Genomic DNA, 13919 nt, shown 5'->3' with positions numbered 1-13919 from the left:
CATGAACGGCGGGTTTGAACCCGCCGTTTTTATTTCTGCTTTCCGCAGCCAGCCTAAAACCAGCGCAGCCGATCGCGCAGCGACACCACGCTGCCGATAATCATCAGCGACGGACTCTCGACCTGCTGCGCCAGCTCGCTGAGCCGATCCAGCGTGCCGGTCACCACGCGCTGTCGCGTGCTGGTGCCGTTCTCAATCAGCGCCGCTGGCATATCCCCGCGCATGCCGTGACGCATCAGCTGCTGCTGAATATGCGGCGCCTGTGACAGCCCCATATAGAACACCAGCGTCTGCTGCTCAGCGGCCAGCTTCTCCCACTCCAGCGAACTCTTCTGCTGCAGATGGCCGGTCACCAGCCGCACGCTCTGGGCATGATCGCGATGCGTCAGCGGAATGCCGCTGTAGGCCGAGCAGCCTGACGCCGCCGTGATGCCTGGCACCACGCTGAACGGAATATGATGCGCTGCCAGCGCCTCCAGCTCCTCGCCGCCGCGGCCGAAAATAAAGGGATCGCCGCCCTTTAGCCGCACGACGCGCCTGCCGCGCTGCGCCTGCTCCAGCAGCAGCTGATTAATCTGCGCCTGCGGCACGCAGTGGTGTCCGGCGCGCTTGCCGACGAAAATGCGCTCCGCGTCGCGGCGCACCAGGTTAAGGATCTCCTCGGAGACCAGCCGGTCGTAGACAATGACGTCCGCCTGCTGGATCCGCTGCAGTCCTTTCAGCGTCAGCAGCCCCGCGTCGCCCGGCCCGGCACCGACCAGCGTCACCTCGCCCCGAGCGGGCAGCGCCTCGCTGAATAACCCGTCGACCAGCTGCTCCGCGCGCGCGCCTTCGCCGTTGGCCAGCGTCTGCGCCAGCCGATCGCTGGTGAAAAAGCGCTCCCAGAAAAAGCGTCGCTGCGCCATCGAGGCGAAACGCTGCTTAACGCGCGCGCGCAGCGTGCCCGCCAGCGACGCCAGCTGGCCGAGGTGCTGCGGCAGCATCGCCTCGATTTTTTCGCGCAGCAGGCGGGCCAGCACCGGTGCGCAGCCGCCGGAGGAGACCGCCACCATCAGCGGCGAACGGTCGATAATCGACGGCATAATGGCGCTGGCCTGCTCCGGCGCGTCCACCAGATTACAGAAAATACGGCGCGCGTCAGCAGCCTGCGCCACCTGCTGATTCACGGCGTCATCATCGGTAGCGGCGACCACCAGCCAGCACGCATCCAGCCAGGCGTCGTTGAATGCCCCCGGCATCAGCATCAGCTCGCCGCGCTCGGCCCACTGCTGGAACGCTGGGGAAAAGTGCAGTGCGCCGACATGCAGATCGGCGCCGGCGGCCAGCAGCAGCCGCGCTTTGCGTTCGGCGACGTCGCCGCCGCCTACCAGCAGACAGCGTTTGCCCTGCAGGCGACAAAAAAGGGGAAAGTAGTCCATAGCGCATCCTGAAAGCGAGAAGAGGGGCAGGGCGCCGACGCGCGGGGCGTCGGCGGCGTAGCATACATCAGGGCGAGAAGAGGATCAGGCGCAAACCTCGACCTTGCCCGCGTTGACGCGAACGGGATAAGCGGCGACCGAGCGCGACGCATCCTCCATACAGCAGCCGTCGCTGAGGCGAAAACGCTGTTTCTTCAGGGGACTGGCCACCCAGAGGCTGTCCTCATGCTCGGCGATAATGCCACGCGACAGCACGCTGGCCTGGGCAAAGGGATCGATATTGCTGATGGCGAACAGCTCGCCATCGTCGCGCGGCCGAAAAATGGCGATTTGTTGGTTATTTACCAGCGCGCATACGCCGGTAGCGGGCAAAATTTGCTGCAGATCGCAGACGGGCGTCCACTGGCTCATACTTCGCTCTCCTCGATCAGGGTGACGGCGATGCGCTCTTCCGGCCGCGCCGGACGATGCTGACTGCGTTCGGCCACCATCTGCACGTTGGGGTCGCGCAGCGGCGCGTTGATAAAGTGCGCGAAGCGCGCCTGCTGTGCGGGATCGCCTACCGCTTCTTTCCATTCACACCGCGCCTGGGCGCGCAATTCGCTCAGTTCCGTCTCCAGCTTGCTGTTGATGCCCAGCTTGTCGTCAACGATCACGCTGCGCAGATAGCCGATACCGCCCTCCATGCTCTCCAGCCACAGCGAGGTGCGCTGCAGCCGATCGCCGGTGCGGATGTAGAACATCATAAAGCGGTCAAGGTAGGCGATCAGCGTATCGCTATCGAGGTCGGCCGCCAGCAGATCGGCGTGGCGCGGCTTCATGCCGCCGTTGCCGCAGACGTAAAGGTTCCAGCCTTTTTCCGTGGCGATAATGCCGACATCTTTGCCCTGCGCCTCGGCGCATTCGCGCGTGCAGCCCGAGACGCCGAACTTCATTTTGTGCGGCGTGCGGATGCCTTTGTAGCGATTCTCCAGCGCGATGCCGAAGCCGAGGCTGTCGCCAACACCGTAGCGGCACCAGGCGCTGCCGACGCAGGTTTTCGCCATGCGCAGCGCTTTGGCATAGGCCTGGCCGGTTTCAAAGCCCGCGGCGATAAGCTGCGACCAGATAGCGGGCAGATCGTCTTTCTGCGCGCCGAACAGGCCGATGCGCTGCGAACCGGTGATCTTGGTATAGAGGTTGTAGCGTTCGGCGATCTCGCCAATCACCTTCAGACCCTGCGGCGTGATTTCGCCGCCGGGCGAACGCGGGATCACGGAGTAGGTGCCGTCTTTCTGAATATTGCCGAGGAAGAGATCGTTGCTGTCCTGCAGCGGCGTATGCTGCGGCGCCAGCACGAAGTCGTTCCAGCACGACGCCAACAGCGACGCCACCGTGGGTTTGCAGACTTCGCAGCCGTAGCCGGTGCCGTATTTCGCCAGCAGCGCGTCGAAGGTTTTAATCTCCTCGACGCGGATCAGGTGATAGAGCTCCTGACGCGAGTAGGGGAAGTGAGCGCAGAGATGATTGTTAACCTCGATGCCCTGACGGCTCAGCTCGGCGTTCAGCACCTGCGTCACTAGCGGAATGCAGCCGCCGCAGCCGGTACCGGCGCGGGTTTCGCTCTTCAGCGCGGCGACGGTATGGCAGCCGCCCTGGACCGCTTTGATGATGTCGCCTTTGCTGACGTCGAAGCAGGAGCAGATCTGCGCGCTATCCGGCAGCGAATCGACCCCCATTACGGGTTTTTCGCCGCAGCCCGCAGGCAGGATCAGACCTTCTGGATTTTCGGGCAGCGGGATGGCATTGAGCACCAGCTGCAGCAGATTGCCGTAATCGCTGGTATCGCCTACCAGCACCGCGCCAAGCAGGGTTTTGTTATCTTTGCTGACGATCAGGCGTTTGTAGATGGAACGGCTCTCATCCAGCCAGACGTAGCTGCGCGCGCCCGGCGTACGGCCACGCGCGTCGCCGATGCCGCCGACGTCCACGCCGAGCAGCTTGAGTTTGGCGCTCATGTCGGCGCCCTGGAAGGCGCTGTCGCGGCCGGTTAAGGCGTCGCTCGCCACCTGCGCCATTTTATAGCCGGGCGCCACCAGGCCGAAGACGCGGTCCTGCCAGGCGGCGCATTCGCCGATGGCGTAGATCGCCGGATCGCTGGTGCGGCAGCGGTCGTCCACGGCGATGCCGCCGCGCTGGCCGAGCGCCAGACCGCACTGCTTCGCCAGCTTGTCCTGCGGACGAATGCCGGTGGAGAAGACGATAAAGTCCACGTCGAGCGCGGTGTCGTCGGCGAACGCCAGCGTTTTGCCGCCCGCGGCGTGGTGCACGATCTGACGGGTATTTTTGCTGGTGTGCACCTGCACGCCCATCTCTTCGATTTTACGACGCAGCTGCTCGCCACCCTGGACGTCAAGCTGCTCCGCCATCAGCACCGGCGCGAACTCGATCACGTGGGTTTCCACGCCAAGATTTTTCAGCGCGCCAGCGGCTTCCAGGCCGAGCAGGCCGCCGCCGATTACCGCGCCGCGTTTGCTGCGGCGCGCACAGGCTTCAATAGCGTTGAGATCTTCGATGGTGCGATAGACGAAGCAGTCGGCGCCTTCCGCGCCTTTGATCGGCGGGATCCAGGGGTAGGATCCCGTGGCGAAAATCAGCGTGTCGTAGCTCACCGCGCGGCCGGTATTGGAGTGGATCAGCTTCTCTTCGCGGTTGATGGTGATGGCGCGCTCGCCCAGCAGCAGGTTGACCTGATGTTTTTCATAGTAGCCTTCGCGAACCAGAGAGAGTTCTTCGGCGGTATGGTGAGAGAAGTAGGCGGAAAGGTGAACGCGGTCATAGGCGACGCGGGGCTCTTCACAGAAGACGGTTAATGCAAACTGGCCGGGGCCGGCTTTGTCGATTAGCTCCTCAATAAAGCGATGCCCAACCATGCCGTTACCGATAACGACGACATTGTGCTTGCTCATGCTTGCCTCAAAATTGCGGGAATTGAGGCTACAATAGCGCGCCGTTTTTAGCCCATATTGATATACATCAAGCGCCTTTCCGTATACCTATTTTGAGGTGTGTTGCTGTTTATGAAGCATTTTTTGTAAGTTATTCGATTTACTAAAAAAAGGGCGGCCTGCGCCGCCCTCTTCATCAGTGCATCATGTGGCCATGCTGGCGATGTCGGGTGACAAAGCCCAGCAGCACGCACATCACGAACACCACGGCGTAGAGACCGTTCGCCGTCAGCAGCGCGGCATGGACGCCGCCTTGCTTCACAATCGGGCTGGTCACCACGAAGGTCAACATGGTGCCGACCGTGCCGCAGGTGAGAATAAAGTTCACCAGCTTCGGCGAGGAGACTCTGGTCTGCAGCGAGCCGAGCGTAATAATGGTTGTGTAGATGGCGCTGGAGCTGAAGCCCAGGATCATGATCACCCAGCGCAGCATGCTGGCGTCTGTGGTGCTGACGAACCAGTACATCAGCAGCGTCGCCAGACCGGCCAGCACCATCAGGATGCGTTGCAGATCGAAGAAGCGCAGCAGGAAGCTAAAGACCCACATGCCGACCATATAGGCGGTCCAGAAGTTGCCGACCAGCTGGCCCGCGCTGGCGATATCCATGCCCATGGTTTTGGTGGCGTACTCCGGCACCCAGGAGATAAAACCGAGCTGGCCCAGGATGTAGCAGAGCGCGGCCACGGCGAGAAACAGCACGCCGACGCCCCATTTCTCTTTCTCCACCGTCGGGCTGTTTTCCGGTTTGCGCAGCACCGGGAACTCGACGCACAGCGTCAGAATGAAAATGGCGACGTAGATAATCCCGATGCAGACATAGACCCAATACCATGGCAGCGCGCGCGCCAGCAGGATGCCAGCCAGCACTGGAAAGAGCGTGCCGGCCATGCTGAAGAAGGAGTCGGTGAACAGTAGACGCGAACCGCGCTGACGGCCTTCATACAGATGGGTGATCAGGAAGGTGCCGATCGACATGGTGATGCCGCTGACGACGCCCAGCACAAACATGCAGAGCGAGAAGACAGAGAGATCGCGGCTGGTCATCAGGCCCAGCACCGCCAGCACCATCAGAATAAAGCCGAAAATCAGCTGGCGCTTCAGCGGCACGATAACCATCAGCCAGGCGTTCAGAAAGACCGAGACCAGAATGCCAGCGTTAAGGAAGGTAAAGGTATTTCCCATGCTCTCAATCGGCAGCTGAAAATCCTTCGCGATGTCGCCCATGACCATGCCGGTGACGATCACCAGCGCGCCGGTCAGCACGTACGAGAAAAAGCTTATCCAGGTAAGCCCGATACGATTACGATTTGTCATGTTTTGAACCTGTGGAAAACAGAGAGGGCGGCGTAAAACTGTCAGAAAGTGTAAACGGAACTGTGATCTTAATAAATAAAGACTGAAAATCAGTTTTCATATTTCATTCATAATGTGATTTGCGTCACGTAAACGTTTGCGCAGGCGAGAGTGCCAGCTTGAGCAACCCGTGCGTAAATAACGGTAAAAGGCTAGCTCTTGTATTTTATGCTCTTTACAATCAGTGTCGTTAAAAGCTGCTCTCCAAGGTAAGGACTCATTCATGCTTAAACGTACTCTTACAGCGGCGGTCGCCCTGTTTGCGCTCTCATCCGTTTCCGCCTCGGCGCTGGCTGCTAAGGGCGATACGCACGTCCTGTTCACCACGTCCGCCGGTAATATCGAACTCGAACTCAATAATCAAAAAGCGCCGGTTTCGGTGAAAAACTTCGTCGACTACGTCAACAGCGGTTTTTACAACAATACGATTTTTCACCGCGTAATACCGGGCTTTATGGTGCAGGGCGGCGGCTTTACCGCTGATATGCAGCAGAAACAGACCAATGCGCCAATCAAAAACGAAGCGGATAACGGCCTGCGCAACCTGCGCGGCACCATCTCTATGGCGCGCACCGCCGATAAAGACAGCGCTACCAGCCAGTTCTTTCTGAATGTCGCCGATAACGCTTTCCTTGACCACGGCCAACGCGACTTCGGCTATGCGGTTTTTGGTAAAATTGTGAAAGGAATGGACGTGGCGGATAAAATCGCCCAGGTCCCGACTAAAGATGTCGGCCCTTATCAAAATGTGCCGGTAAAACCTGTAGTTATCCTTTCCGCCAAAGTCTTGCCCTGACCTTTAGCGCCGCCATCCCCTGGCGGCCTCGCCTTGCCCGTCTCCGGCAAAGGGAAAATTTGCTCCTATACTCAGCTTCGAGAGTGTGGACAACCCTGAGCAGGAGGCGGCATGGCAAACAAACTCACCGATAAACAGAAAAATACGCTCTGGCAGCAGCGACGCATCGCCAGCTATCAGGCCAGCTGTCGGCTGGATGGCTTAACCCTGGCGGAGCCTGCCAGCGCTTACGAACAGGCTAACGCGGCCGAAGCGCGACTCGATTCGCTGAGGAGGCAGTATGGTGCCGAATAGCAGCGTTGCCCGCGATCCCTATCTGTGGCAGAACGACGATGTGCTAAAAAACCGTCTGGATATTCACGACGCCGCGCAACTGCGCAAGGCGGAGCTGGCGTTCAGCGCCGCGCGCCTCGCCACGCTTGAACTAGGACCGGCCACCATCGGCCTGCCTTTCCTGCGCCATATTCACCGCACGCTGTTCCAGGATGTCTACGCCTGGGCGGGCGAGCTGCGCACTATTGATATCTGGCGCGACGACACGCCGTTTTGCCACTTCGAGTACATCGAAAAAGAGGGCAATGCGCTGATGGACGCGCTGGAAGAGGAAGAGGGACTGCGCAATCTGGAAGAGGCGGATTTTGCGGCGCGTATCGCGCACTACTACTGCGAAATCGCGATGCTGCATCCGTTCCGCGCAGGCAACGGCCGTACCCAGCGCATCTTCTTCGAGCAGCTGGCGCTGCACGCCGGCTATTTTCTCGACTGGCAGAAGGTTGAGCCAGCAGAGTGGCACCAGGCCAGTCAGGCGGGTGCAGACGGCGATCTGGCGCCGCTGGAGGCGCTCTTTGCCCGCGTCGTGAGTCGCGCCAGCCTGTAAAACGCGTAGAATAGCAGCGGTTTTCTCAGTCAGGACGGACTATGCTGCTGCTTATCGACAACTATGATTCCTTTACCTGGAATCTTTATCAATACTTCTGCGAGCTTGGCGCGCAGGTGCGCGTAGTACGCAACGACGCCATCACGCTGGAAGAGATGGCGGCGCTGCCGCTGTCGCATCTGGTGATTTCGCCAGGGCCCTGTACGCCCGACGAGTCAGGCATTTCGATGGCGGCGATCCGCCACTTTGCCGGGCGCATTCCGGTGCTCGGCGTCTGCCTGGGCCATCAGGCGATCGCCCAGGCCTATGGCGCAAGCATCGTGCGCGCCCGCCAGGCGATGCACGGCAAAACCTCTGCGATTGCCCACAACCAGCGCGGTGTGTTCCGCAACCTTAACCATCCCCTGACCGTGACGCGCTACCACTCTCTGATCGTGGCGTGGGACTCACTGCCTGACGCGTTCGAGATCACCGCCTGGAGCCTGAGAGAGGGCGAACCGGATGAGATTATGGGCTTTCGCCACCGTGAAATGGCGCTGGAAGGGGTGCAGTTTCATCCGGAAAGCATTCTGAGCGAGCAGGGGCACCAGCTGCTGCGTAATTTTCTTGAATCCTGAAGTTATGTTTGCCTTCAGATGATTTATTATGCATATTTTATGATTATTATTTCACTGTGGCTCAATAAATAATCAAAGGTGGTCGTCGATGGCAGCGGAGAAAATTGCGGTAACGCGGGAAACGTTCGATAACGTCATTTTGCCTGTTTATGCACCTGCGCAGTTCGTGCCGGTCAAAGGCAAGGGCAGCCGCGTCTGGGATCAGCAGGGCAAAGAGTATATCGACTTCTCCGGCGGCATCGCCGTCACGGCGCTGGGCCACTGTCATCCGGCGCTGGTCGAGGCGCTGAAAACCCAGGGCGAAACCCTGTGGCATCTGAGCAACGTCTTTACCAACGAGCCAGCGCTGCGCCTTGCCAGCAAGCTCATCGCCGCTACCTTCGCCGATCGCGTCTTCTTCGCCAACTCCGGCGCGGAAGCGAACGAGGCCGCTTTCAAGCTGGCGCGCTACTACGCCTGCCAGCGCCACAGCCCGTTCAAAAGTAAAATCATCGCTTTCCACAACGCGTTTCACGGCCGCACGCTGTTTACCGTTTCCGTCGGCGGACAGCCGAAATATTCTGACGGCTTTGGGCCAAAACCGGCGGATATCGTGCACGTTCCTTTCAACGATCTTGAGGCGGTAAAAGCGGTTATTGACGATCATACCTGCGCCATCGTGGTCGAGCCGATTCAGGGCGAGGGCGGCGTAATGCCCGCGACGCCAGAGTTTATGCAGGGGCTGCGCGCGCTGTGCGATAAGCATCAGGCGCTGCTGGTGCTGGACGAGGTGCAGAGCGGCATGGGGCGCAGCGGCAAGCTCTTCGCCTGTGAGCACTACGGCGTGACGCCGGATATTCTTACCACCGCCAAAGCGCTGGGCGGCGGTTTCCCGGTCAGCGCCATGCTGACCACTCACGAGATCGCCTCAACCATGTCGCCGGGCGTACACGGCACCACCTATGGCGGCAATCCACTCGCCTGCGCGGTTGCGGAAGCGGCGCTGGACGTGATCAATACGCCGGAGGTGCTGGAAGGCGTTCAGGCGCGTCGCGAGCAGTTCGTCGCCGCGCTAAAGGCGCTCGACGCGAAGCGGGATCTCTTTTCGGAGATTCGCGGCAAAGGGCTGCTGATCGGCGCGGCGCTAAAGCCGCAGCACGCCGGTAAGGCGCGCGACATCCTTAACGCCGCCGCGGCGGAAGGCGTGATGGTGCTGGTGGCGGGCACCGACGTGATCCGTTTCGCGCCGTCGCTGGTGATTGAGCCCACCGATATCGAAGAGGGCATGGCGCGCTTCGCCCGTGCGGTAGAACGCGCGCTGACCGCCTGACTATCCTTTCCGCAAATGTCTGATGAGCCAGCGGCCATGGTGCGGCCGCTGGCTCCACGCCAGCGACGAGATGGTATGCATCACGTTAAGATGCTCCAGAATGCGCTTCACATGCTGCTCCAGAATCGTCGTCGGCCCTTCATCCAGGTTCTCTACGCCCGCCATCACGTTAGTTTGCGATCCCGGTCCGTCATACTCCAGCCGCTGCTGGCAGCGCTGCAGCGCCACTTCACACGACTGCAGATAGCGCTGCGCCAGGTCCGGCGTCAGCATGGTGTGCTCGCGGGCGAGGATGGTCATGGCGTTGATATGCTCGACGATAAACTGGCTGTGCGTCACCCACAGGCGCATATCTTTCAGGTACTGGGCGTTGAAGCCCGGCTCCTGCATCGCTTGGTTGAGCGAGTTGAAGAGCGCGTTATGCGCCTGATTGACCTGCATGCGCTGCCAGGCCAGCTTCTTCGCCTCCTGCTCCGGCCCCAGCAGCAGCCGCAGCGCATCCTGATAGGTTTCCAGCGCGTCGTGGGCGTTTTGACGCAGCAGCCCGCTCTGCCACTGCGGCCACAGCCACAGCATACCGCCGAAGGCGATCAGGCAGCCCATTAGCGTGTCCATCAGACGCGGCAGCAAGAACTGCGCGCCGTTCAGCGACAATAGCTGCAGCGAATAAACCGCCGTCACGGTAAAGCCGATCATCGACCAGCCGTAATATTTACGCGTCACCAGATAACTCACCAGCGTCACTATCAGCATAAACAGCAGCACCAGCGATTCCGGCACCGCGAAACGCAGCGAGGCGGCGGCGATCGCCAGGCCGGCAAAGGTACCCAGCGCCCGGTGCTGGATGCGCACCCGCGTGGCGCTGTAGCCGTTCTGGCTGACGAACATAATGGTCATCAGGATCCAGTAGGGTTTGGGAATATCGAACAGCAGCGCCAGCGCGCTGCCGAACATCAGCATCACGGCGAAGCGCGCCGCGGTGCGCAGCGCGGCGGACTTCAGCGAAAGATAGCTGCGCAGCGCGGGCAGCAGCGGCAGGCGGCGCTGGCGATCGGTCATCAGGTCACGCTGATAGAGCGGTTTTTGCGTGCGCAGCACGCGCGCGATGCGGCTGAAGTGGTAGTAGCAGAAGTGGCCCACGGGATTGTCGGGATGCTGACGGGCGATCTTCTCCAGCGCGCCGAGCGGCTTCTCCATATCGAAACGACTCGGCAACTGATGATAAAGAATGGCGTCGGCCAGCGCGCGCAGCCGCGCCGAGATGATTTTGGCGTTCCAGCGGATCACCGCTTCCGCATGGCTGCGCTCCACCAGCTTCTGCACCTCTTCCGGCTGATGCAGGCTGACGGAGATATGCTCCTGCAGGTCGAGCGCCACCTGAAACGCGCGCGTCAGCCGCTTGTGGCTATTGTCGCGGCTGGCGGAGAGCATATGCATCTGCTGATAACAGGTATTGATCAGATCGACCGCTTTCTGCTGGCGCGCCAGCAGCGGCGGCAGCGCCTTTTCCGGGTCGGTAAGCTGGGTCAGCAGGGTATATTTCGCGTCGCAGTAGTCCGCCAGCTCGCGGTAGATCAGGCTCAGGGTTTCGCGCATCGGCTGCTCTTTCCAGAGCCAGAACCAGAACCAGTTAAAGAGTCCGTACCAGAGCGTGCCGCCGATATAGAGCAGCGGTGGCACATAGATTGGCATGCGGCCAATCAGGCTCAGGGTAAAGATGGCCGCCACCAGCGTGCCGGAGAGTAGACGGCCGTGCAGCGGGCTGATTTCGCCGGTGACGCCCAGCAGCAGCGGCAGGGCAAAGAGCACCGCAGGCAGCGGCACCCCTTTCAGGGTTAAAAGCTGGATCAGAAAGCTGCCGAGCGCGAACAGCGAGCCGCCGACGATGAGACGTTTGAAGAAGCGTTTATGGGGCGTATCCAGGCCCGCGACGTTGCAGCAGGCGGGAACCAGAGAGAAGAGCAGCCCTTTTTGCAGATCGCCGAATAACCAGCCGAGCGCCACCGGAATGCAGAGCACCAGCGTCTGCCGCAGGGCATAGTTAACTTCGGGGTGATAGATGATTCGGCGCCACATCACTTCACTAAAAGCAGTAGCGGCGTAACGGTGACATCACGCCGTGTATGAGAGGAAATCAGCGGGTGCCGTAAACGACAATGGTTTTGCCGTGTGCGGAAATCAGATTCTGGTCTTCCAACATTTTCAAAATGCGGCCCACGGTTTCGCGCGAGCAACCAACGATTTGGCCAATTTCCTGACGAGTAATTTTGATTTGCATGCCGTCGGGATGCGTCATGGCGTCTGGCTGCTTCGCCAGGTTAAGCAGGGTTTGTGCAATACGTCCGGTCACGTCGAGGAAAGCTAAATTGCCCACTTTTTCCGATGTAACCTGCAGACGGCGAGCCATCTGCGAAGAGAGACGCATTAAAATATCCGGATTCACCTGGATAAGCTGGCGGAATTTCTTGTAGGAAATTTCCGCTACTTCGCACGCGGTTTTCGCACGTACCCAGGCGCTGCGCTCCTGACCTTCTTCAAACAGGCCAAGTTCACCGATAAAATCACCCTGATTCAGGTAAGAGAGGATCATCTCTTTGCCCTCTTCATCTTTGATCAGCACCGCAACGGAACCTTTCACGATGTAGTAGAGGGTTTCAGCCTTCTCACCCTGATGAATCAGCGTACTTTTGGATGGATATTTGTGAATATGGCAATGGGACAGGAACCATTCGAGTGTAGGGTCTGTTTGCGGTTTGCCGAGAACCATTCGCTATTATCCTCTATTGTAATCGTGCCCAAAACGCGGGGGGATTAATCCCTGCCAGGCGATGAAAGCTTCAAGCGTTTCTCCTGAAGGAGATTATTCGGGCCTTATTTTGCGCCAGGCGCTTGATGTGTCCCGTCTTCGTCCTTAACAGAACGAACTATTTTCAGCACTGTTTGTAGCACAGCTTTTGCCGACTGTCTTCTGTTGTCTCGCTTCAGCAGAGGGGGGATTACTCTGGATTGCTGTTTGTCAGGCGAACGCGTACTCTGGCGGCAAACGGGCTATTCTTGAGGTGGAAACATGCAGGCAAGAGTGAAGTGGGTCGAAGGATTAACCTTTCTCGGTGAGTCGTCGTCAGGGCATCAGATCCTGATGGACGGCAACTCGGGCGATAAAGCGCCCAGTCCGATGGAGATGGTGCTGATGGCCGCGGGCGGCTGCAGCGCCATCGACGTGGTCTCTATTTTGCAAAAAGGCCGTAACGATGTGGTGGACTGCGAGGTGAAACTGACCTCGGAGCGTCGTGAAGAGGCGCCGCGCCTGTTTACCCATATCAATCTGCATTTCGTGGTGACCGGCAAGGCGCTGAGCGATAAAGCGGTGGCGCGCGCGGTGGATCTCTCGGCGGAGAAGTACTGTTCGGTGGCGTTAATGCTGGGCAAGGGCGTAGAGATGACCCACAGCTACGAAGTGGTCGCGCTGTAAAACGTAAACTTTTTGGCAAGGTGCTCACGCGGGTGAGAGGGGCCGATCGCAACGTCGCTCAAGGCATCCATGCTCGCTCGGCCCGCGACATCCCTGTCGCGGGACGCTTTGCTCTTCTGCCCATCTCGCCCGCGTTTTACGCTTATGAGCCGTCTACTCATTGTTTGGTCAGGCGATCTGTTTGCCTTCCATCAGCCGCTGCACCAGCGGCGCCATAATCAGCTCCATCGCCAGCCCCATCTTGCCGCCCGGCACCACCAGCGTATTGATATGCGAAATAAACGAGCCCTGCAGCATCGCCAGCAGGTAAGGGAAGTCGATATTCTCCAGCCCGCGAAAGTGAATGACCACGAAGCTCTCGTCCAGCGACGGGATTTCGCGCGCGGCGAACGGATTGGAGGTATCCACGGTCGGGACGCGCTGGAAGTTAAGATGGGTGCGCGAAAACTGCGGCGTAATGAAGTTAATGTAATCCTCCATTGAGCGCACCACCGAGTCCATCACCGCCTCGCGCGAGTGGCCGCGCTCGCTGGTGTCGCGCACCAGCTTCTGGATCCACTCCAGGTTGACGATCGGCACCACACCCACCAGCAGATCGACCTTTTCCGCCACATTATGCTGCTGCGTCACCACGCCGCCGTGTAGCCCTTCGTAAAACAGCACGTCGGTATTGTCCGGCAGCGGCTGCCACGGCGTAAACGTGCCCGGCACCTGATTCCAGGGCACCGCTTCGTCGTAGGTGTGCAGATATTTGCGCGACTGGCCTTTGCCCGTATTGCCGTAGTCGATAAAGGTCTGTTCAAGCAGGCCAAAGTCGTTGGCTTCCGGGCCGAAATAGCTAACGTGACGTCCTAAATCACGCGCCTTGCGGATAGCCATATCCATTTCCGGCCGCGTATAGCGGTGGAAGCTGTCGCCCTCCAGCTCGGCGGCGTGCAGATTGAGCTGCTGGAAAATTTTACGAAACGCCAGGCTGGTGGTGGTGGTGCCGGCACCGCTGGAGCCGGTTACCGCAATAATCGGGTGTCGTGCTGACATGGAAAAACTCCCTGTGAAGTCGGGCGATGAGCATTGTTAACACGAAAAGCG

13 protein-coding genes are annotated in these 13919 nt (G+C 59.7%); 6 read left to right on the top strand and 7 right to left on the bottom strand.

Going from position 1 to position 13919, the window contains the following annotated elements; all coding sequences use genetic code 11:
• Nucleotides 1-53: 53 nt before the first annotated feature.
• From cysG to tsgA, 4 genes are all read right to left on the bottom strand, one after another.
• Complete coding sequence (cysG, locus tag Q9R34_RS08840) at nt 54-1418, bottom strand: siroheme synthase CysG (protein ID WP_485893149.1); 1365 nt, start codon at nt 1416-1418, stop codon at nt 54-56.
• 84 nt (nt 1419-1502) lie between these two features.
• A complete protein-coding gene (gene nirD, locus Q9R34_RS08835; RefSeq protein WP_485893148.1) occupies nt 1503-1829 on the bottom strand; it encodes a nitrite reductase small subunit NirD in 327 nt (108 codons plus the stop codon).
• A complete protein-coding gene (gene nirB, locus Q9R34_RS08830) occupies nt 1826-4366 on the bottom strand; it encodes a nitrite reductase large subunit NirB (protein ID WP_485893147.1) in 2541 nt (846 codons plus the stop codon). Before nirB ends, nirD begins: the two co-directional genes overlap by 4 nt.
• 175 nt (nt 4367-4541) lie before the next feature.
• A complete protein-coding gene (gene tsgA, locus Q9R34_RS08825; protein WP_485893146.1) occupies nt 4542-5720 on the bottom strand; it encodes an MFS transporter TsgA in 1179 nt (392 codons plus the stop codon).
• A 262-nt stretch (nt 5721-5982) separates the two neighbouring features.
• On the opposite strand from tsgA, the gene ppiA reads away from it, so the two are divergent.
• The 5 genes from ppiA (at nt 5983) to argD (ending at nt 9358) form a co-directional block, all read left to right on the top strand.
• On the top strand, nt 5983-6555 hold the full coding sequence (gene ppiA / locus Q9R34_RS08820) for a peptidylprolyl isomerase A (protein WP_048781616.1): 573 nt from the start codon (nt 5983-5985) through the stop codon (nt 6553-6555).
• Between the two features lie 111 nt (nt 6556-6666).
• Nucleotides 6667-6849: a YhfG family protein gene (locus Q9R34_RS08815; protein ID WP_434124851.1), complete on the top strand. Its 183-nt coding sequence runs from the start codon at nt 6667-6669 to the stop codon at nt 6847-6849.
• A complete protein-coding gene (locus Q9R34_RS08810) occupies nt 6836-7432 on the top strand; it encodes a putative adenosine monophosphate-protein transferase Fic (RefSeq protein ID WP_485893145.1) in 597 nt (198 codons plus the stop codon). The genes Q9R34_RS08815 and Q9R34_RS08810 overlap by 14 nt, the downstream gene beginning before the upstream one ends.
• Nucleotides 7433-7473: 41 nt before the next feature.
• Nucleotides 7474-8049 carry an aminodeoxychorismate synthase component II gene (locus tag Q9R34_RS08805; protein ID WP_434124853.1) on the top strand — a complete coding sequence of 192 codons (576 nt, stop codon included), beginning with the start codon at nt 7474-7476 and terminating at the stop codon, nt 8047-8049.
• An 88-nt stretch (nt 8050-8137) separates the two neighbouring features.
• Complete coding sequence (gene argD / locus Q9R34_RS08800) at nt 8138-9358, top strand: bifunctional acetylornithine/succinyldiaminopimelate transaminase (protein WP_434124854.1); 1221 nt, start codon at nt 8138-8140, stop codon at nt 9356-9358.
• Here the strand turns inward: argD and Q9R34_RS08795 are convergent, their stop codons facing one another.
• Together Q9R34_RS08795 and crp are read right to left on the bottom strand one after the other, a co-directional pair.
• A complete protein-coding gene (locus tag Q9R34_RS08795; RefSeq protein WP_485893144.1) occupies nt 9359-11434 on the bottom strand; it encodes a YccS/YhfK family putative transporter in 2076 nt (691 codons plus the stop codon). It lies immediately after the preceding gene.
• A gap of 58 nt (nt 11435-11492) precedes the next feature.
• Nucleotides 11493-12125: a cAMP-activated global transcriptional regulator CRP gene (crp, locus tag Q9R34_RS08790; protein ID WP_000242758.1), complete on the bottom strand. Its 633-nt coding sequence runs from the start codon at nt 12123-12125 to the stop codon at nt 11493-11495.
• Nucleotides 12126-12425: 300 nt separating this feature from the next.
• Between crp and Q9R34_RS08785 the strand changes: the two genes are divergently transcribed.
• Nucleotides 12426-12830 (top strand): OsmC family protein, encoded by a 405-nt coding sequence (locus Q9R34_RS08785; RefSeq protein WP_081136613.1) that lies wholly within the window; start codon nt 12426-12428, stop codon nt 12828-12830.
• A gap of 168 nt (nt 12831-12998) precedes the next feature.
• Here the strand turns inward: Q9R34_RS08785 and Q9R34_RS08780 are convergent, their stop codons facing one another.
• Nucleotides 12999-13868: a phosphoribulokinase gene (locus Q9R34_RS08780; protein ID WP_434124856.1), complete on the bottom strand. Its 870-nt coding sequence runs from the start codon at nt 13866-13868 to the stop codon at nt 12999-13001.
• Between the last annotated feature and the right edge of the window lie 51 nt (nt 13869-13919).

The sequence above is a fragment of the Enterobacter sp. BRE11 genome, assembly GCF_031844285.1.
Classification (GTDB): domain Bacteria; phylum Pseudomonadota; class Gammaproteobacteria; order Enterobacterales; family Enterobacteriaceae; genus Pantoea.
The sequence above is the reverse complement of the archived record's forward strand: the minus strand, read 5'-3'. Positions and strand labels throughout refer to the sequence as shown.

What these genes read in the sequence shown, in the direction of transcription:
- cysG (WP_485893149.1), bottom strand. Translation starts at nt 1,418, where the DNA reads ATGGACTACTTTCCCCTTTTTTGTCGCCTGCAGGGCAAACGCTGTCTG.
- nirD (WP_485893148.1), bottom strand. Translation starts at nt 1,829, where the DNA reads ATGAGCCAGTGGACGCCCGTCTGCGATCTGCAGCAAATTTTGCCCGCT.
- nirB (WP_485893147.1), bottom strand. Translation starts at nt 4,366, where the DNA reads ATGAGCAAGCACAATGTCGTCGTTATCGGTAACGGCATGGTTGGGCAT.
- tsgA (WP_485893146.1), bottom strand. Translation starts at nt 5,720, where the DNA reads ATGACAAATCGTAATCGTATCGGGCTTACCTGGATAAGCTTTTTCTCG.
- ppiA (WP_048781616.1), top strand. Translation starts at nt 5,983, where the DNA reads ATGCTTAAACGTACTCTTACAGCGGCGGTCGCCCTGTTTGCGCTCTCA.
- Q9R34_RS08815 (WP_434124851.1), top strand. Translation starts at nt 6,667, where the DNA reads ATGGCAAACAAACTCACCGATAAACAGAAAAATACGCTCTGGCAGCAG.
- Q9R34_RS08810 (WP_485893145.1), top strand. Translation starts at nt 6,836, where the DNA reads ATGGTGCCGAATAGCAGCGTTGCCCGCGATCCCTATCTGTGGCAGAAC.
- Q9R34_RS08805 (WP_434124853.1), top strand. Translation starts at nt 7,474, where the DNA reads ATGCTGCTGCTTATCGACAACTATGATTCCTTTACCTGGAATCTTTAT.
- argD (WP_434124854.1), top strand. Translation starts at nt 8,138, where the DNA reads ATGGCAGCGGAGAAAATTGCGGTAACGCGGGAAACGTTCGATAACGTC.
- Q9R34_RS08795 (WP_485893144.1), bottom strand. Translation starts at nt 11,434, where the DNA reads ATGTGGCGCCGAATCATCTATCACCCCGAAGTTAACTATGCCCTGCGG.
- crp (WP_000242758.1), bottom strand. Translation starts at nt 12,125, where the DNA reads ATGGTTCTCGGCAAACCGCAAACAGACCCTACACTCGAATGGTTCCTG.
- Q9R34_RS08785 (WP_081136613.1), top strand. Translation starts at nt 12,426, where the DNA reads ATGCAGGCAAGAGTGAAGTGGGTCGAAGGATTAACCTTTCTCGGTGAG.
- Q9R34_RS08780 (WP_434124856.1), bottom strand. Translation starts at nt 13,868, where the DNA reads ATGTCAGCACGACACCCGATTATTGCGGTAACCGGCTCCAGCGGTGCC.